General features: G+C 55.7%; 19 protein-coding genes and 1 tRNA gene. 8 read left to right on the forward strand and 12 right to left on the reverse strand.

The features are described 5' to 3' along the window. Window positions 1–46 precede the first annotated feature (46 nt). Window positions 47–123, forward strand: a tRNA-Asp gene (locus IB213_RS09435). A gap of 95 nt (window positions 124–218) precedes the next feature. Here IB213_RS09435 and IB213_RS09440 read toward each other — a convergent pair. Together IB213_RS09440 and IB213_RS09445 are read right to left on the reverse strand one after the other, a co-directional pair. Then, complete coding sequence (locus tag IB213_RS09440; protein ID WP_192406105.1) at window positions 219–977, reverse strand: 3-hydroxyacyl-CoA dehydrogenase; 759 nt, start codon at window positions 975–977, stop codon at window positions 219–221. Window positions 978–1,228: 251 nt separating this feature from the next. Next, entirely contained in the window at window positions 1,229–1,777 is a 549-nt protein-coding gene (locus IB213_RS09445) for a phasin family protein (protein ID WP_191723861.1), read from the reverse strand. A 277-nt stretch (window positions 1,778–2,054) separates the two neighbouring features. Between IB213_RS09445 and IB213_RS09450 the strand changes: the two genes are divergently transcribed. The 6 genes from IB213_RS09450 to IB213_RS09475 all read left to right on the forward strand — a co-directional run bounded on the left by IB213_RS09450 (window position 2,055) and on the right by IB213_RS09475 (window position 9,012). Beyond that, window positions 2,055–2,534: a thioesterase family protein gene (locus tag IB213_RS09450; RefSeq protein WP_192406106.1), complete on the forward strand. Its 480-nt coding sequence runs from the start codon at window positions 2,055–2,057 to the stop codon at window positions 2,532–2,534. A gap of 110 nt (window positions 2,535–2,644) precedes the next feature. Further along, window positions 2,645–3,859, forward strand: coding sequence for a nicotinate phosphoribosyltransferase (gene pncB / locus IB213_RS09455; protein WP_191724064.1), 1,215 nt, complete (start codon window positions 2,645–2,647; stop codon window positions 3,857–3,859). Continuing rightward, window positions 3,856–5,268 (forward strand): sodium:proton antiporter, encoded by a 1,413-nt coding sequence (locus IB213_RS09460; RefSeq protein ID WP_191723863.1) that lies wholly within the window; start codon window positions 3,856–3,858, stop codon window positions 5,266–5,268. Before pncB ends, IB213_RS09460 begins: the two co-directional genes overlap by 4 nt. 5 nt (window positions 5,269–5,273) lie before the next feature. Further along, complete coding sequence (locus IB213_RS09465) at window positions 5,274–6,278, forward strand: D-glycerate dehydrogenase (protein WP_192406107.1); 1,005 nt, start codon at window positions 5,274–5,276, stop codon at window positions 6,276–6,278. A 123-nt stretch (window positions 6,279–6,401) separates the two neighbouring features. Further along, window positions 6,402–7,799 carry a DNA recombination protein RmuC gene (locus IB213_RS09470; protein ID WP_192407121.1) on the forward strand — a complete coding sequence of 466 codons (1,398 nt, stop codon included), beginning with the start codon at window positions 6,402–6,404 and terminating at the stop codon, window positions 7,797–7,799. Between the two features lie 4 nt (window positions 7,800–7,803). After that, window positions 7,804–9,012 (forward strand): MFS transporter, encoded by a 1,209-nt coding sequence (locus IB213_RS09475; protein WP_191723865.1) that lies wholly within the window; start codon window positions 7,804–7,806, stop codon window positions 9,010–9,012. An 83-nt stretch (window positions 9,013–9,095) separates the two neighbouring features. Here IB213_RS09475 and IB213_RS09480 read toward each other — a convergent pair whose 3' ends face one another. The 10 genes from IB213_RS09480 to IB213_RS09525 form a co-directional block, all read right to left on the reverse strand. After that, window positions 9,096–9,980 (reverse strand): TIGR00730 family Rossman fold protein, encoded by an 885-nt coding sequence (locus IB213_RS09480; protein ID WP_191723866.1) that lies wholly within the window; start codon window positions 9,978–9,980, stop codon window positions 9,096–9,098. 92 nt (window positions 9,981–10,072) lie between these two features. Continuing rightward, window positions 10,073–10,444 (reverse strand): fluoride efflux transporter CrcB, encoded by a 372-nt coding sequence (gene crcB, locus IB213_RS09485; RefSeq protein WP_192406108.1) that lies wholly within the window; start codon window positions 10,442–10,444, stop codon window positions 10,073–10,075. Between the two features lie 53 nt (window positions 10,445–10,497). Continuing rightward, entirely contained in the window at window positions 10,498–10,905 is a 408-nt protein-coding gene (mnhG, locus tag IB213_RS09490) for a monovalent cation/H(+) antiporter subunit G (protein WP_192406109.1), read from the reverse strand. Further along, window positions 10,902–11,180 (reverse strand): K+/H+ antiporter subunit F, encoded by a 279-nt coding sequence (locus IB213_RS09495; protein WP_191723869.1) that lies wholly within the window; start codon window positions 11,178–11,180, stop codon window positions 10,902–10,904. The genes mnhG and IB213_RS09495 overlap by 4 nt, the downstream gene beginning before the upstream one ends. Beyond that, window positions 11,177–11,668 (reverse strand): Na+/H+ antiporter subunit E, encoded by a 492-nt coding sequence (locus IB213_RS09500; RefSeq protein ID WP_191723870.1) that lies wholly within the window; start codon window positions 11,666–11,668, stop codon window positions 11,177–11,179. The genes IB213_RS09495 and IB213_RS09500 overlap by 4 nt, the downstream gene beginning before the upstream one ends. After that, the gene (locus IB213_RS09505) at window positions 11,665–13,377 is read right to left on the reverse strand and encodes a monovalent cation/H+ antiporter subunit D (RefSeq protein WP_192406110.1); all 1,713 of its coding nucleotides are present in this window, start codon (window positions 13,375–13,377) and stop codon (window positions 11,665–11,667) included. The genes IB213_RS09500 and IB213_RS09505 overlap by 4 nt, the downstream gene beginning before the upstream one ends. After that, window positions 13,374–13,739, reverse strand: coding sequence for a Na+/H+ antiporter subunit C (locus IB213_RS09510; RefSeq protein ID WP_191723872.1), 366 nt, complete (start codon window positions 13,737–13,739; stop codon window positions 13,374–13,376). The genes IB213_RS09505 and IB213_RS09510 overlap by 4 nt, the downstream gene beginning before the upstream one ends. After that, window positions 13,739–16,669 (reverse strand): monovalent cation/H+ antiporter subunit A, encoded by a 2,931-nt coding sequence (locus tag IB213_RS09515; RefSeq protein ID WP_191723873.1) that lies wholly within the window; start codon window positions 16,667–16,669, stop codon window positions 13,739–13,741. Before IB213_RS09515 ends, IB213_RS09510 begins: the two co-directional genes overlap by 1 nt. A 131-nt stretch (window positions 16,670–16,800) precedes the next feature. Continuing rightward, window positions 16,801–17,157 carry a helix-hairpin-helix domain-containing protein gene (locus IB213_RS09520; protein WP_192406111.1) on the reverse strand — a complete coding sequence of 119 codons (357 nt, stop codon included), beginning with the start codon at window positions 17,155–17,157 and terminating at the stop codon, window positions 16,801–16,803. Between the two features lie 171 nt (window positions 17,158–17,328). Continuing rightward, window positions 17,329–18,309, reverse strand: a complete 981-nt coding sequence (locus tag IB213_RS09525; RefSeq protein WP_192406112.1) for a bile acid:sodium symporter family protein — start codon at window positions 18,307–18,309, stop codon at window positions 17,329–17,331. Window positions 18,310–18,486: 177 nt separating this feature from the next. Here IB213_RS09525 and IB213_RS09530 point away from each other — a divergent pair, with 177 nt between their 5' ends. Then, window positions 18,487–18,693: a hypothetical protein gene (locus IB213_RS09530; protein ID WP_225214190.1), complete on the forward strand. Its 207-nt coding sequence runs from the start codon at window positions 18,487–18,489 to the stop codon at window positions 18,691–18,693. Window positions 18,694–18,728: the final 35 nt, after the last annotated feature.

Raw genomic sequence — 18,728 nt, forward strand, 5'->3', positions numbered from 1 at the left:
TTTGAGGCGCTTGAAGCTACAAAGTAGCTAGCAAAGCTTCCTGCCAGGAGTGGTAGTTCAGTTGGTTAGAATACCGGCCTGTCACGCCGGGGGTCGCGGGTTCGAGTCCCGTCCACTCCGCCAGTTTTTAAAAGCCGCATTAATGAAAATTAATGCGGCTTTTTGTTTTTTAAACTTCGAAAAAATGTTCAGTTCGAAGCTCTTGGGTGGTCATTGGATTATTTCGGAGCAAGGCGAATAGCACCATCCAGGCGAATTACTTCACCGTTGAGCATGTCATTTTCAATAATGTGCTTGACCAGCTTGGCATAGTCTTGCGGGGTTCCTAAACGGCTGGGGAAGGGCACACCTGCGGCCAATGTATCTTGCACTTCTTGAGGCATGCCAAACAGCATCGGGGTGCCAAAGATACCGGGCGCAATGGTCATGTTGCGAATGCCGTTGCGTGCTAAGTCGCGGGCAATCGGAAGGGTCATGCCAACCACGCCGCCTTTGGATGCAGCATAGGCCGCTTGACCCATTTGGCCGTCGTAAGCAGCCACGCTGGCTGTGGAGATGAGTACGCCACGCTCTCCCGTGGCTTCAGCCTCATTTTTGCTCATGGCTTGTGCAGCCAGGCGAATCATGTTGAAGCTACCAATCAGGTTCACTTGAATGACTTTTTGGTAGACAGCCAGGCTGTGGGCGCCATTTTTGCCAACGGTTTTTTCTGCAGGTGCAATGCCTGCACAATTGACCAATCCCATGAGTTTGCCTATTGCTGTGGCCTGCTGCACCACGGCCTGCCCGTCGGCCTCGCTGCTGACATCGCATGGCACAAAAACGCCGCCAATCTCTTGGGCTACGGCCTGGCCTTTGTCTGCCTGCATATCGGCAATCACTACTTTGGCGCCGTTGGCAGCCAGCATGCGTGCTGTGCCTTCGCCCAAGCCAGATGCTCCCCCCGTGACAATGAAAACCTTGCCTTGAATGTCCATGCTTGTGCTCCTTGTTTTTCGTTAACGTAAACGTCAATTATGAAAGGTGCTGCTTCTAAATACCAGTCACTTGCGCTGCATGCAGACGAAAAAAAACCCGGCGATAAAGCCGGGCTTAAATGGATCCAAGAAACGGGGGTTTCGAGAGGATCCAAGGAGACAACTGGTAACCAGGTGAACTGGTCGATGTGCGTATTCTAGGGTAAACCCTAGACCTTGTCTAGATCGCAGCTTTAAAAAGCTGAAAAAAATCAGGATTTACGGCTTGCAGGGGCCTGGGCTGCGTTTGTTGCAGTGGCTGTCACAGCCTTCAGATTGGCTTCGGCCAGATCAGATGCTTGCTTGACGGCTTTTTGAACGCCTTCAAAAGCGTTGTTGGCTGCAGAAACGGCGCTCTTCATCACGGCCACAGCTGTTTCGGAGCCAGCAGGAGCGTTCTTGGTGGTCGATTCCACCAAGTTGTTGAAACCTTGCTGCAATTCGCCAGCCTTGGCTTCGAGTGCTTTGCTCACTTCGGTGCTGGTGCTGGTGGCGATGTTGTAGAGGTGGCGATTGTATGCAGCAGTCTTTTCAGCGAGGGGCTGGAAAAAGCTGGTTTGCAGTGCCAGCAGCTCTTGCGCGTCTTTCACGTTCAGCAGGGCCTGGCTGTGGGTGGCGGCTTCTGCCAATGCGGCGCGCGAAGCTGCAACGTTCAGTTCCACAATTTTTTCAACGCCTTCAAAAGCCTTGGTGGTCAGACCAAACAGGGTTTCGAGGTTGGCTTTGTGGGCTGCGGTGAGTTGTTCAGGTGTGAGTGCCATGGTGAGTTCTCCATCAATAAAAAAAGCTGACAGGGGTGTTAACGGCAGCTGCACTTGTGAATCCAAAAAACCATGTTGCAGCGCAGCATGGATGTATTCTTCCGCAAGCTTCAATTTGGTGCAAGTAATTTTTTGTGCACTGCAGCATTCTTTGCGTTGAATCAGACAAAAGGCGGGTGCAGACGGTAGCGATGTGCGGCAAGGGTGCTGCTTAAGACGTAGCGAGCCTGTCACCTGTATGCATGCGCAATCAACAGTGCGCAGCCAAAATGCGGCGATGACTCAAGCTCATTCTTTTGCTGCACGTCCCGAGGCACAGCCGCGCAGTGTATTTTGCGTTTTTCGTGACATTCCCACGCGCTGGGCCGACAACGATGTCTATGGTCATGTGAATAACGTCGTGTATTACAGCTGGTTTGATACCGCTGTGAATGCCTATCTGATAGAGCAGGGTGCCTTGGATATTCACCAGGGGCAGACAATTGGCCTGGTGATTGAAACCCAGTGCAACTACTTTGCCCCCCTTGCTTTTCCGCAAATTGTGCAGGCGGGGATCAGGGTTGCCAAACTAGGGCACAGCAGTGTGCGCTATGAGATAGGCCTGTTTGCACAAGGCGAGGCAATGAGTGCGGCGGTGGGGCATTTTGTCCATGTCTATGTAGATAAGACGACGCGCCGACCCTGCCAATTGCCAGCAGTTTTACGGGCCGCATTGCAGCCGCTGGTGCTGCCTATTGCCGAGGGTGAAACTTCATAGCGCCTGGTGCTTGCACATCAAGGAAATTGGCTAGTTTGAATGCATAAGGCTTGCACCAAAGCCTTCGGTGTATGGCCTACACTGTGGCTTTCGCATCCGGCCCGCATGCCATGATTATTACCAGCTTGCTTGATACCGACCTGTATAAGTTCACCATGATGCAGGCGGTACTGCACCAATTTCCCGGGGCACAGGTTGAATACAAATTCAAATGCCGCAACCCCGGTGTGCAGTTGGCACCTTATGTGCAAGAGATTCGCGATGAAATACGCGCGCTGTGTCAATTGCACTTTCAGGATGCAGAGCTGGCGTATTTGCGCTCACTGCGTTTTATCAAGAGTGACTTTGTGGATTTCCTGAGCCTTTTCAAGCTCAATGAAAAGTACATCACGATCAAGGCGCTTGAAAATGGCGAGATCGATATCACCATCAAAGGCCCATGGCTGCACGTGATTCCGTTTGAGATTCCGGTGCTGGCCATTGTCAATGAAGTCTATTTTCGCAATACCCAGCCTGTGCCTGACTTCCTGGAGGGGCGCCGCCGTTTGGATGAAAAAATCAAGCTGCTGCGTGGCGATACGCTGGAGGGCTTGAAGATTGCGGACTACGGCACGCGTCGCCGTTTTAGCCGTGCCTGGCATGAAGAAGTGCTGCGCGTTCTGTGCGGCAAGCTGGGCACAGGCCCTCAGCGCCCCGCACCAGGCCACGGCCCCGGGCAGTTTGCAGGCACCAGCAATGTGCTGTATGCCATGCGACTGGGCATCACCCCTTTGGGCACCATGGCCCATGAGTTTTTGCAAGCCTGCCAGGCACTGGGCCCGCGTTTGCGTGACAGCCAGGTGTTCGGGTTTGAGTCTTGGGCCAAAGAGTACCGTGGCGACTTGGGCATTGCCTTGTCAGATGTGTACGGCATGAGTGCTTTTTTGCGCGACTTTGACCTGTATTTCTGCAAGTTGTTTGATGGTGCGCGCCACGACAGTGGAGACCCTTTTGTGTGGGGTGAGCGTCTGCTGGAGCATTACCGTACCAACCGTGTGGACCCGCTCAACAAGACGCTGATTTTCAGCGATGCGCTGACCATTCCGCGCACGATTGAGCTGTACCAGCGCTTTCATGGCCGCTGCCAGCTGGCCTTTGGCATTGGCACCAATCTGACCAATGACCTGGGTTATGAAGCCTTGCAGGTTGTGATCAAAATGACGCGGTGCAATGACCAGCCGGTGGCCAAATTGTCAGACACCCCGGGCAAGAGCATGTGTGAAGATAAAAAGTACCTGGCCTACCTGCGCCAGGTGTTCGAGATTCCCGAGGAGACCAACGAATGAACTATGTGCGATCTGCTGCTGTGGCTGGCCTGATGGCGGGGTTGCCAGCATGGGCCCAGGCTGCTGAGCTCGACGGTGCAGGCCTGGGGCTTTGGTGGGCAGTGCCTTTTGCGGGCTTGCTGCTGTCGATTGCCCTGATGCCTTTGCTGGCGCCTGACTTTTGGCACCACCATTTTGGCAAGGTAACGGCAGCCTGGTCGCTGGCATTTCTGATTCCCTTGGTGCTGATATATGGCATGGGGGCTGCGACCGCTAATTTTGTGCATGCGCTGCTGGCGGAGTATTTGCCTTTTGTGATCTTGCTCACCGCCTTGTATGTCGTGGCCGGTGGTATTTACATTCGCGGCAGTTTGACGGGCACGCCTGGGCTTAACACTGCAATCTTGGCCCTTGGTGCGGTACTGGCTAGTTTCATGGGCACCACAGGTGCGTCCATGCTGCTGATCCGGCCTTTGATTCGCGCCAACGCACACCGCTCGCGCGTGGTGCATGTGGTGGTGTTTTTTATATTCATTGTCTCCAACGCTGGTGGCTCGCTGACGCCGCTGGGGGATCCTCCGCTGTTTCTGGGCTTCTTGAAGGGCGTGGATTTCAGCTGGACGTTGCTGCACATCTGGCCTCAGGCCTTGTTTTTGGTGAGTGCGCTGCTGGCCATCTTTTTTGTGCTGGACAGCTGGCTGTGCAAGAACGACACCAATCAGCTGTCTGCACAGCCTGGCCATGACGCGCGCGAGTCGCTGGGTTTTGACGGCAAGATCAACTTTGTCCTGCTGGGTGTCGTGGTGGGGCTGGTGCTGCTCAGTGGCATGTGGAAGTCCGGCGTTGCATTCAATATTGCTGGCACTGATGTGGGCCTGCCAGGCATGGTTCGTGATGTGGGCCTGATTGCGGTGGCATTGCTGTCGCTGGCGCTCACTCCCAAGGCGGTGCACGCGAACAACCAGTTTGGCTGGGGCCCTATGCAGGAGGTTGCAAAGCTGTTTGCCGGCATATTCCTGACCATCATTCCTGTGATTGCCATGCTCAAGGCGGGGGTCGATGGCCCCTTCGCGGCTATTGTGCGAGCGGTCACCAACCCGGATGGAACGCCCAATGTGGCCATGTACTTCTGGGCCACGGGGGTGCTGTCTTCATTTTTGGATAACGCACCCACTTACCTGGTGTTCTTCAATACTGCAGGTGGTGATCCCGCCTTGCTGATGACGGCTTTGGCTCCCACGCTGGTTGCCATCTCCGCGGGTGCTGTGTTCATGGGCGCCAACTCCTATATCGGTAACGCACCCAATCTGATGGTGAAAGCCATTGCCGAGGACCGAGGCGTGCGCATGCCCAGTTTCTTTGGCTACATGCTGTGGTCGGTCGGCATCCTGGTGCCGCTGTTTATCGTAATGACATTTATCTGGTTCTAAGCCCAATGACAAAGCGCCGTATCTTGATTGCCCGTGCCATCCATCCTGACGTGGTGGCCTTTTTGAAGCAGCACTTTGAAGTGCACACCAACGATGCAGATACTGTCTGGTCGCCCGAGCAGCTGGCGCAGCAGTTGCAGGGAATGGATGGGGTGCTGACAACGTCCTCCGAACGCATCAGTGCACAGGTGCTGGCCGCCTGCCCGCAGCTCAAAGTGGTGGCCAACATGGCGGTGGGCTACAACAATTTTGATGTCGATGCCATGGAGCAAGCTGGTGTGCAAGGCACCAACGCCCCGGATGTACTGACCGAAACCACTGCGGACTTTGGCTTTGCCCTGCTGATGGCCACGGCCCGGCGCATCACCGAAAGCGAGCACTACCTGCGCGCAGGCAAGTGGAGCAAGTGGAGCTACGACATGTTTGCAGGTGCCGAGGTGCACGGCAGCACGCTGGGCATCATTGGCATGGGGCGCATTGGCCAGGGCATTGCCAAGCGCGGTGCTTACGGGTTTGGCATGAACGTGATTTATCACAACCGCTCTCACCTCAGCCCTGCGCTGGAAGCTGAATGCAAGGCCCGCTATGTGAGCAAGGACGAACTGCTGCAAACCGCTGACCACGTGGTGCTGGTGCTGCCGTACACGCCCGAGAGTCACCACACCATTGGCGCGGCCGAACTGGCGCAGATGAAGCCTACCGCCACGCTGATCAATATTGCGCGTGGCGGCATTGTGGATGACGCAGCGCTGGCGCAAGCCCTGAAAGCACAGCGCATTGCCGCTGCTGGCTTGGATGTGTTTGAGGGCGAGCCCAAGGTGCATCCAGATTTGCTCACCGTGCCTAACGTAGTGCTCACTCCACACATTGCCAGTGCCACGGTGGCCACACGCCGTGCCATGGGCAAGCTGGCGGCAGACAATTTGGTCGCGGTGCTAGGTGGTGAACTACCACTTACACCGGTGAATACGCCCGATGCCACAGCGAAGTCTTTGCGCTGGAATAGTTAATAAAGATAAGTAAAAAGATAGCTGTTAGCGCTTGTGTAGTGGTGTTTTTAGATATAAAACTATCTGAAAACTAGAGCTGGCTTGCGCTGATGGCTATATTTTTAAGGAGTTTGTGTGGATTGGATGCCCTGGCTACTGCTGGCCCTGCTGATACTGATCGTGGTCCTGCAACTTGTGCATTGGCTCCTTCCACGGCCTGCGCCGGTGGATCTGGATTTACTGGAGCGGCTGGAGCACCTGGAGCAGGCCCAGCAGCTGACGCAAATGGCGGTGTCTAAAAGCGACGGCGCGATGGCTGGCATGGGCCAGCAAGTGCAGGGCCTGGTACATACCTTGGGCCACAACCAGACCACGGCCGCCGACAGCTTGCGCCAGCTGGTTGATGCACACATGTCACGCCAATTGCAGGAGGCACGCGACAGCCGGCAAGAGCTGCAGCAACACTTCAACACCTTGCAGCAAGCGCTGGCGCAGCAACTGCAAAGACTCAATCAGGACAGCCACCAAACGGCCGAACAGCTGCGTGGCACGCTCAATGAGCGGCTGACCACCATCCAGGCCGACAACGCGGCCAAGCTTGAAGAGATGCGCCGCACGGTTGATGAAAAACTGCATGCCACGCTGGAGCAGCGCTTGGGCGAATCCTTCAAGCTGGTGAGTGATCGCCTGGAGCAGGTGCACAAGGGCCTGGGTGAAATGCAGTCACTGGCCAGCAGCGTGGGCGATTTGAAGCGCGTGATGACGAATGTGAAAACGCGTGGCACCTGGGGCGAGGTGCAACTGGGTGCCATCATCGACAACGTGCTCACGCCCGAGCAGTACGCACGCAACGTTAAAACCGTGCCGGGCAGCGATGAGCTGGTCGAATTTGCCATACGCCTGCCGGGCCGCGATGACGAGCATCCAGTGTGGTTGCCCATTGATGCCAAGTACCCGGTGGAGCATTACCAGCGCCTGCAAGATGCGCTGGATGCCGTGGACAAGGCGGGTGTTATTTCAGCAGGCAATGCCCTGGAAAGTTCCATCCGCAATGAGGCGAAAAAGATTGCTTCCAAATACGTAGAGCCGCCATTTACCACCGACTTTGCCGTCATGTACCTGCCCTCAGAGGGCTTGTTTGCGGAAGTCATGCGCCGGCCAGGGTTGGTGGAGGCAGTGCAAAATGCATCCCGCGTGGTCATCACCGGCCCAGCCAATCTGGCGGCCATGCTCAACAGCCTGCAGATGGGTTTCAAAACGCTGGCGATTGAAAAGCGCTCATCGGAAGTGTGGGGCGTGCTGGGGCAGGTGAAAACCGAGTTTGCCAAGTTCGGCGAAGTGGTGGAAGCCACGCGCAAATCGATCGATGCGGCGGCCAAGCGTTTTGAACAAGTAGATGTGCGCACACGCGCCATTCAACGCCGTTTGCGCACGGTGCAAGAGCTGCCCAGTGCCGCAAGTACGGCAGAGCTGATGCAGCCGCTGAACCCAGAAAGTGCATGGGCTGCGCCTTTGGCGGCCGCTGACCCTGAGGACGAATGAATCTGTGACCTGGTCGTTGATGCGCCTGATACTGGCGCAAATTTCTATCCACGCCTGTATGACGGGCATGCGCATGGCCACTCCCTTGCTGGCGCTGCGCGAAGGCTATAGCCCTGCTGCCGTGGGCGTGCTGCTGGCGCTGTTTGCGCTGACACAGGTGTTTCTTTCGCTGCCTGCAGGCCGTTATGCAGACCGACATGGTTTGAAGCGCCCTTTGGCTATCAGCGTGGTGACTGCCAGTGTGGGCGCGGGTGCTGCGGTGTTCTTTCCCATCTATCCCGTGCTGTGTCTGGCGGCGCTGCTCAGTGGTGGCGCATCGGGCGCTGCCATCATTGCGTTGCAGCGGCATGTGGGGCGTGCAGCGCATGACACGGTCACGCTGCGCAAAGTATTTAGCTGGCTGGCGATTGGCCCAGCGGTCTCCAACTTTCTGGGGCCATTTTTAGCTGGTTTGCTGATTGACTACGCAGGTGGTGAAGCGGCCAGCGACACTGGTTTTAGGGCTGCATTCTTGCTGATGGCGCTGCTGCCATTGAGTGCATGGCTGTGGGTGCGTACGCTGCAAGAAGAAAAGCCTGCACCCAAGCCCGAGGGGAGCAAGAAAACCACGGCGTGGGACATGTTGCAAAACCAGGGCTTTCGCCGCTTGCTGCTGATGAACTGGGCGCTGTCTTCGTGCTGGGATGTGCACACCTTTGTGGTGCCCATCCTGGGGCATGAGCGTGGGTTGTCGGCCTCGGTGATTGGCTCCATCCTGGGTGCGTTTGCGATTGCGGCGGCAGCCATTCGTGTACTGATTCCGCTGCTGTCGGAGCGCATCAGTGAGTGGAAGGTCGTCATGGGGGCCATGCTGGGCGCGTGCCTGCTGTTCACGCTATACCCCTTCATGTCTAACGCCTGGGCCATGATGGGGTGCTCGATCGTGCTGGGTCTGGTACTCGGTTCGGTGCAGCCGATGGTGATGAGCATGATTCACCAAATTACACCGCCCGATCGACAAGGTGAAGCATTGGGCCTGCGCATGATGGCCATTAACGGCTCCAGCGTGATCATGCCTGTGCTGTTTGGCTCCATAGGTACGGTGGTCGGAGTCTCGGCCCTGTTCTGGGCGGTCGGGGCCGTGGTGGGCGGCTCTTCACGCTTGCCTTGGCTTCTGGGTAAAGAGGACATGAAGGCGCACAACGTATTGCCACACATGGGTGCCGGCAAATAGCGGCCAGCAAGTCAGGCGGTGTACGTGTGCTCGCTGAAGATTAAAAAAAGCAGCCCTGAGGCTGCTTTTTTCATGGGGCCGCTTTAATCGGCTAACTGGTAGAAATCTTTGATGATGTCCCACGCCGCCTGCGGGGTGTCGACAAAGTGAAACAGCGCCAAGTCTTGTGGGGAAATCATGCCTTCTTGCACCAGCAGATCGAAGTTAAATACCTGTTTCCAGAACTGGCTGTCAAACAAGATGATGGGAACGGGCTTGACCTTGGTGGTCTGTACCAGTGTCAGCACTTCAAACAGCTCGTCCATCGTGCCAAAGCCACCAGGGAAGGCAACCAAGGCTTTGGCGCGCATCATGAAGTGCATTTTGCGCAGCGCAAAGTAGTGAAATTTGAAGCTCAGCTCTGGCGTGATGTAGCGATTGCCTTGCTGCTCATGGGGCAGCAAAATGTTCAGCCCCACGTTGTCTGCACCGGCTTCAAAAGCACCACGGTTGGCCGCTTCCATGATGCCGGGGCCTCCGCCGGTGCAAATGTAGATGCGCTGATCTTGCGGCTGGTGCTGGCTGTGCTCGGCCACCAGACGCGCAAATGCGCGAGCATTTTCATAGCGGTCAGCGTTGCGAACGTCACGCTCTGCAGCGCGAATTTGCGCGGCATCGCCATTGGCCTGTGCTGTCGCCAAACGTGCTTGCGCCGTCTGTGCATCGACAAAACGGGCGCTGCCGTAGACCACCACAGTGTGCTCAATGCCGTGGGCCTGCTGGCCCAGATCGGGTTTGAGCATCTCCAGCTGAAAACGAATGCCACGCGCTTCACGCCGAGCCATGAACTCGGGGTCGGCAAACGCCAGTCGGTAGGCGTCGGGCAGCATAGGGTCAGCCACCACAGATTCACGGGCGGCTGCGGGAGCGTCAAGCGGGGCTAAGTCTTCTTCCAGCGAACGCTCGTGCAGGGATGTTTTCGTGTCCATAAATCTCCAATTGCACTATCACAGGGACAAGCTGCAATCTTCGCAGATTGCGCAGCGCTTGCAGTGCAAAAAGTTCGAGAAGCTTGATAGAGTTAACGCAGCGCATGCACGGTGTAAATACCGGCAATGGTCAAACTTAAAGAGGCAAAGAGGTGGACAGCTGTCCACGCCATGGCCATGCCCCAGCGCTGGCTTTGAAGCAGTCCAACCACTTCAGCCGAAAAGCTGGAGAAGGTGGTGAGCCCACCCAAAAAACCCGTGATGATGGCCAGACGCCAGATTGGATCAAGCTGGGGTGAGGCATTCAGCCAGGCAACGGCCAGGCCAATGCCGTAGCCGCCGATGGCATTGGCGGCCAAGGTGCCCCAGGCCAGATGCCCGTGAGCGGTCAGCCACAGGCCCAGCTGCCAGCGCGCCAAGGCGCCAAGGCTGGCTCCTGTGCAAATGGCGATGACGTGGTGCATGGTTTTTTAGATGAAAGCTGGCGCTGCCCATTGTGCGGATCAGCGATGGCCGCTTATTTGTTGGGTGCTTCAGACTCTGCGCTAGACGCTTCTTCTGCCTGTGGCTGATTGGGCACGACACGACTGACGCTGGGCGGTACATCACGGCCAGCTCTACGCGCGCGAAACAGTGCTGCGCGCATCAAAAAGATGGTGGTGATAGGCACGGTCACGGCGATGAATACGGCAATCAGCAGTGCATGCAGCGCCAGACCTTGGCCGGTGGCGCTGAAAAATACAAATGTGGCCCACATGATCAGCCAGCATCCCATGGTGGCAATGATGGAAGGCGCATGCACGCGTTCAAAGTAGCTTTTTAAGCGCATCAAACCCAGCGAGCCAAGGAAGGCAATAGTGGCGCCACCCAGAACAAAAATGGCAATCAGAACCTCGGCCCACATGGGCAGTTGAACTTCGTTCATTCAATCACCTCGCCACGCAGCAAAAATTTGGCCATGGCTGTAGAGCTGACGCAGCCGAACAGGGAGATCAGCAGCGCCGCCTCAAAGTACATGGAAGAGCTGTACATGATGCCCAGCACCAGCATGACCAGCATGCCGTTGAGGTACATGCAGTCCAGAGCCAGCACCCGGTCTTGGGCAGATGGGCCTTTGAGCAGGCGCGTCAGCGTGCAGGCCATGGCCAGAACCAGCAGAAACAGGGCAGCGGACAAGGCCCACATCAGCCATTGACTCATTCGAAGATCTCCATCAGTGGGCGCTCGTACTTGGTTTTGACATGGTCAATGATGATTTGCGGATCCTCGACTTCCAGAACATGCAGCAGCAGCATAGAACGGTCGCGCGATATTTCGGCCCATGCGGTACCAGGTGTGATGCAGGTGATCATGGCCAGCACGGCAAGGCCATTGGGGTCTTGCAACTGCAAAGGAATGTGCACAAATGCGGCCGGGTGTTTACGCAACGATGGGAAGAGCAAAAAGCGCACGACCTGAAAGTTGGACACAGAGGTGTCTGCCACCACGGTGATAGCCAGCTTGAAAATAATCCAGGGGTGGCGCACACGTACTGGTAAAGGACGAAGACCTCGTGTCAGTACAGGAATGAGCAGCCCCAGCAATGCACCCAGTACGAGGTGGCCTGCACTGACCGAGTGGTTCAATAGCAGCCACAGCACAAACAAAGCCACAGACAGCAGCGGCGCTGGAAAAATTAATTTCATCATGGCTTGGCTCCCGGTGCTGCGGTGGTGGGTGCCGCAGGTGCTGGGTTCGCAATGGGCTGGGTTTCCATCACTGCTTGAATATAAATATCTGGCGAATGCAGTGTGTTGGCCGCATTTTGTGTGTATTGCATCACGTAGTCCGCCTTGACGGTCAGCACGATGCACAGCGCCATCAGGGCGGCAATGGGCAGCCCCTCGGAGATGCGCAGCTCAGGGGTGCCACGTTCATGGGTCGCCCAGAAATGGCGAACGCCTGCGCGAGTCAGAGAAATCAGTGCCAGCAGACCGGTGCCAATCATCAGCGCCATCAGCACCCAGCCCCAGTGCCCGGCCTGATAGCCCGCTGACTGCCCAAGGCCGACTGGGTTGATGAGGTTGCTGAGCATGGCAAATTTTCCAATGAACCCGGACAGCGGTGGCAAGCCAGCGACCACCAGGGTGCACATGATGAACGCCAGACCCAAAAACGCTGCCGATGCAGGAATGGCTCGCCCAATCAGGACTTGCTCGTTTTCATCCAGATTGAGGCTCTGAGTGGGAACCAGCTCAGAGTTGAGGAAGGGGGCTTCCTCATCATCAATATCCACATTGCCGTCGTTGCGCCAGCGGTCCATGATGTCAGCCAGCATGAACAAGATGGCAACCGCCAGCGTGGAGCTGGGCAGGTAATACAAAAGACCTGCGGTCAACATGTTCTGCCCAAAGCCAATGGCCGCAAGCAAGGTGCCTGAAGACAGAATGGCCGCGTACCCGGCCAAATGGGTCAGGCGTGTGGCTGCCAATGTGCCAATGCCGCCAAACACCATGGTGACCATACCGCCCACAATGAGCCATGTTGAACCAAAGAGGGCGGAGTCCCCAGCTTCGCTGGAGAACATGAGCGTCCACAAACGCAAAATTGTGTAGATCCCGACCTTGGTCATCAAGGCAAACAAAGCACCCACGGGGGCAGTTGCTGCGCTGTAGGCGGGAACGAGCCAGAAGTTCAACGGCCAGACGGCAGCCTTGATCAAAAAGGCAGTGGCCAGAATGCCGGCTGCGGCGTGCAGCAAGCCGCGGTCTGCGGCCGAGACCTCGGGAATGGCCTGGGCCAAATCAGCCATGTTCAACGTGCCGGTCAGGCCGTACAACATGGACACACCAATCAAAAACAGCGAGGACGCAGCCAAGTTGATGGCGATGTAATGCAAACCAGCTTGCACGCGCATGCGGCCAGAACCATGCAGCAGCAGGCCATAAGAGGCTGCCAGCATGATTTCAAAGAACACAAACAAATTGAACAAATCAGCCGTGAGAAACGCACCTGACAGGCCCATGAGCTGCAACTGGAACAAGGGGTGAAAGTGCACCCCTGCCTTGTGCCACCGTGCAGTGGAAAAAAGGCTGGCAGCCAAGGCAATGCTGTAAGAGAGAACCAGCATCAATGCGGTCAGTCGATCAACGGCTAGCACAATCCCGAAGGGAGCTTGCCAGTTGCCAGACAAATACACGCCCATGGTGGTGCTGGAGCCAGCCTGGTCGGTCCATAGCAGCAGCGCAACCGAGACCAGAAGGCCCAGCGCAGTAGCTGCAACGTTCATCACCATTTTGACCTGTTGCTGCTCTTCTTTGAGTAGCAGCATGATGGCTGCCACCAGCATGGGCAGCACAATGGGGGCAAGCATGAGATGCGGCATCAGAGATGCCAGCCATTCGAGAACCAAGCTCATGGCATCTCCTGCATGTCACGAGATTTCACGCCATCCACATGGTCGGTGCCGGACATGCCGCGAGAAGCGAGCAGGACCACCAAGAAAAGTGCAGTCATCGCGAAACCAATCACGATCGCGGTGAGTACTAAGGCTTGGGGCATAGGGTCGGCGTAGTGTGCCAATGTCTCTGGGATACCGGGTCGCAGCACGGGTTCTTTGTCGATGGCAAGGCCTTGACGGCCCATGCTGAAAATGAACAGATTCACTGCATACGACAGCAAAGAAAGGCCCACAATCACTTGGAAGGTACGAGGGCGCAGCAGCAGCCAGACTCCTGAGCCGGCCAGTACACCGATGGCAATCGCTAGAACGGTTTCCATTAACGATCCCCTTCGCGAGCGTTTTGCTCTTCTTGCATACGTGCGTGGTAGCGATGGCCGCGCACCGTCTGGTGAGCGATGGCCGTCAAAATCAGCAGGGTAGAACCCACAACCAAGGTAAAGACTCCTATATCAAAGAACGTAGCACTGGCCAGGTGAATCTGACCCAGCCAAGGCAAGCTGAAGTGGAAGGTGTGGCTTGTCATGAATGGATAGCCCGCGACGAGTGATCCAAGGCCAGTCAAGATGGCGAACAACAGACCAAAGCCAATCCAGCGGCGAGGGAACAGCGGCATGTGTGCTTCGACCCAGTGCGTTCCCGAAATGATGTACTGCAGCAGTAGCGCAACGGAAAAGACCAGACCCGCCACAAAGCCACCACCGGGCTCGTTATGCCCGCGCATGAAGAGATAGACTGAAACCAGCGTGGCAAAGGGCAGCAGCAAGCGCACCAGCACCGCAGGCACCATCAAATAACCTACGGCAGTATCGGTAGCGTGACGCGGGTTGATCAGATCGGTTTGCAAGTCACCAGGCACATAGCGTTGCTGCTCTGGAATGTCCATGGTTTCGCGTGCAGGCCGGAAACGGCGCAGCAATGCATAAACCGTCAGGGCCACAACACCCAGCACAACAATTTCACCAAAGGTATCAAAGCCTCGGAAGTCCACCAGCATCACGTTGACAACGTTGGTGCCGCCACCTTCAATCAGTGCGCGTTCCAGGAAAAAGGTCGATGTGCTCTCCGGGAAAGGGCGGCTCATCATGGCAAAAGCCAGCCAGCCCACGCCGCCGCCTGCAGCCAAGGCAATCAGCAAGTCGCGCATGCGGCGGGCGCGCGCCGTTAACTCGGTGGACAACACAGGGATGCGCAAGTTTTTGTCGCGTTTGGGGAGCCAGCGCAAACCCAGCAAGATGAGTACGGTGGTGACAACTTCAACGACCAATTGCGTCAGGGCCAGATCGGGTGCAGAAAACCACAGGAATGTGATGCAGGTGCACAGGCCAGCACCGCCGAGCATGATCAGCGCAGCCATCCGGTGGTATTTGGCTTTCCATGCCGCTGCCAGGGCGCATAGGCTCCCCACCGTCCACAGCAAGATGAAGGCCGGTGATAAAGGCAAGTTAGCGCGGTTGCCGAGTTCTAGCCCACGTATCCACAATGGCAGCACACCAGCGCCCAACGCGACCAATACCAGCCACAGCATTTGCCATTGCAGATGCTGTGTATTGAGCAAGCGCCGGGTATCTCGTGCAAGCAGCGTCAGGCGAGCCATCACATTTTCAAAGATGCGCTTGCCGTCGAGATTGAATAAAAGTGGTACGCCGTCTTTGAGTACGCCTTGCTTGCGTAACCAATGCAATGCGGTGTACAGCACAATGCCGCCAATCAAGGCCACCACACTCATGATCAATGGCGTATTGATGCCGTGCCACACGGCCAGGCTGAAGTGAGGCAGGTTGCCGCCCACCACAGGCAGTGCCGCAGCGTTGAGGAAATCACCAACAGCCCAGGCCGGGAAGATGCCGACGAGCAAACAGATCAGCACCAGCAGCTCAACCGGAACACGCATCCAATGGGGCGGTTCATGAGGCTTGCGTGGCAAATCAGTGGCTTTGGGGCCAAAGTAAACATCAGCGGTAAAGCACAGCGAGTAAGCCACACTGAACATGCCCGCAATGGTCGCCGCCAGTGGCAGTGCGATGCTGACCCAGTGATCTGCATCGACAAAAACGGTTTCTGCAAAGAACATTTCCTTTGACAGGAATCCGTTAAGCAATGGAACGCCTGCCATGGCTGCGCTGGCAACACAGGCTAAGGTCGCTGTGACAGGCATCATCTTGCGCAGCCCGGACAGCCGGTCCATGTCGCGGGTGCCGCTTTCATGGTCGACAATGCCAGCTGCCATAAACAGCGAGGCTTTGAACGTGGCGTGGTTCATGATGTGAAACACCGCTGCCACTGCCGCCAAAGGACTATTGAGCCCCAGCAGCAAAGTAATTAAGCCCAAGTGAGAAATCGTGGAATAGGCCAGCAATCCCTTGAGATCTCGCTGAAACATGGCAAAAAATCCACCCAGCAGCAAGGTAATGGCTCCGGCGCCGCCGACGAGCCAAAACCACTCATCCGTTCCGGACAGCACTGGCCATAGACGGGCCATCAGAAAGACCCCTGCCTTTACCATCGTGGCTGAGTGCAGGTAAGCAGATACGGGTGTGGGCGCTGCCATGGCATGGGGCAGCCAAAAATGAAAAGGAAACTGAGCGCTTTTGGTCAGGGCGCCCAATAAGATCAGAACCAGCATGGGGGTGTACAGGTCGTGTGCCCGGACTTGTTCACCTGCTGCCAAAACGTTCTCTAAGTCATAGCTTCCAACGATATGACCCAGGATCAACATGCCCGCGAACATGCACAGCCCACCTGTACCCGTCACGGTCAAAGCCATGCGTGCACCACGGCGTGCATCTTGGCGATGGTGCCAATAGCCAATCAGTAAGAACGAAAAGAGGCTGGTTAGCTCCCAAAAGAACACCATTTGAATGATGTTGCCGGAAAGAACAACGCCAGACATCGCCCCCATAAATGCCAGAAGGAACGAAAAAAACCGTGGCACAGGATCTGCTGGTGACATGTAGTAGCGCGCATAAAGCACCACTAAAGAGCCAATGCCAAGCACCAGCATGCTGAACATCCATGCAAAACCATCCATGCGGACGACAAAATTCAGCCCAAGCGCAGGCAACCAGACCAATTCTTGGCGTATCACGCCTCCGTCTGCTATTTCTGGGAAAAACAGGGCGGCCTGTATGACGCAGGCAAGAGCAATGATTCCCGCAAGCGTGGATTCGGTATTCCGTGCGTTCGCAGGCAAAACGGCGGCTAGAAGGCTGCCGATAAAGGGGAGAAGAATGAGCGAGATCAGAGGCATGAATTTTTATTCTATGGGGCAGTGGTCTCTTCGAGTGCTATGAAAACTTAAGCTACAAAGGGTTTTCTATGTAACGCAGCGATAAAAAAAGCCCGCCAAGGGCGGGCGCTTTGTAAGCATAAAGGAGAAATTCAACTCTTCTCTTGTTTTTTGCCTGCAGTTTGAGCAGGTTTTGCTGATTTTTCTGTAGTGCTTGCTGGTTTGCTGGAAGATGCAGGTCGGGCTTTGTAAGCTTGACCATTGACGGTTAGGCCTTCTTCAGAGAGCTTGCCGGCAGAGGTCTGTGCAATACCCTTAACGCGACCAATCAAGTCATCCCAATTTTTGAATGGGCCTTGCTTGCGCGCATCCATGATGCGTGTGGCAGTGGCAGGGCCGATGCCTTTGACTTGCGTCAGGTCAGCGTGGCTGGCTTTGTTGACATCGACAGCCGCCAATGCAAGTGCTGCATACAAGGCAAAGAAGACCGCAATGATTCTCTTGAGCATAGGACTATTTCCTTTTTTCCCTTTTAGAAAGGTTGGGGTGTAAGCAGTGCAGGTGCACCAAAGACCACCAACATGCTAAGAAGCTTGCCAGGCAAAGGACATTGGGGTTCTTAAACTTCTGGCTGACCGGCATTTGCTGGACTGAAGGCCTCGTCAACCACTTTCTTTGCGCTAGATTTGAGGGCTGCCTTCTTTGCGGCCATAACGTGCTGCAACGGCCGCTGACACCATGAGCTGCATCGGGTGAAAAAGCATGACGGGCAGAACCATGGGGCCAACCATTGCGGCAGAGAACAAGACCTGAGCCATTGGAATTCCGCTCACCAAGCTCTTTTGTGCGCCACAAAAGACAACAGTGGCTTCATCAGCGGTGCTGAAGTGCAGACGGCGGCTGCTCCAGATGCACCAGCTCATTGAGCAGGCCAAGATGAGTGCGCAGACGGCAAACAAGCCAAGCATTGCTGTCCATGGCATTTGTTGCCAAAGTCCTGCGATCACTGCGCCGCTAAAAGCGGTGTAAACCACCAGCAAGATAGAGCCTTGATCCACAATTTTGATCTTGCTGCCAAGCTGTTGAAGTGTTTTTTCTGTCCACGGACGCAGCAAATGGCCTGCAGCAAAAGGCAAAAGCAGCTGCATGGCGATTTTGACAAAAGCGTCCAAGGTGATGTCAATGTGGGCCGAGGACGACAGCAAGATGCCTGCTAGAAATGGGGTGAAAACTATACCCATCAACGTAGAGCCTGAGGCACTGCAGACAGCAGCAGGAACATTGCCTCGCGCAAGCGCGGTCAAGGCAATGGCCGACTGCACTGTCGCTGGAAGTGTGCATAAAAAGAGGACCCCCAGCACCAGCTCTTGCGGCAACAGGTGGCTGAGCATGGGCTGCAGTAGCCAGCCAAGTAGCGGAAAGAATAAAAAAGTGGTGACCGTCACCAGCAGGTGCAGACGCCAGTGCTTAATGCCAGTCCAGATTGCCTGGCGAGAAAGCTTGCTGCCATGCAAAAAGAAAAGTAAAACAATGACGGCATTTGTGATTTTCTCCAGGGCATTTGCGAACTGGCCAGATGCTGGCAGCAAGCTTGCAAGGAGGACGGTACTTGCCAAAGCCAGCGTGAAGTTATCAGGGCGTAGGCGGGCTGCAGTGCTCATGGATTCACTTTGATCTCAATGGGATACCGGAAATAGGCATTCTTTTAGAAAAAACACTTAATTTTTTGTGTCAGGTGTCGATATGAACGGTGTTCGTATCTATGAAGGCATGCTCCTATGTTGCTAGTTAGCCCCGATTCCGCAGATTCTGCTCACGTGCACCATGAGCGGTCCAGCATGTTTCAAATGCCAGTTTTCAAGCCAGGTGTCCAAGTGATAGAAGGCAATCGGCAGGAAACTGTAAGCCATGTTGTTTTACGTCGCCGTGAAATGATGGTGTATTTGGTTGGCAAGGAAGAACCAGTCAAACCTGATCGGTTAAGTTTGGTGCCAACCTGGTTCACGACCACGCGACGCCCGGAAGCGTTGAACTGGTATCTGTAACGCATAAATAAAAAGCTCCGAATCGGAGCTTTTTA

This window comes from Comamonas sp. CMM02, from assembly GCF_014851485.1.
In the GTDB taxonomy this organism is placed as follows: domain Bacteria; phylum Pseudomonadota; class Gammaproteobacteria; order Burkholderiales; family Burkholderiaceae_C; genus Comamonas; species Comamonas avium.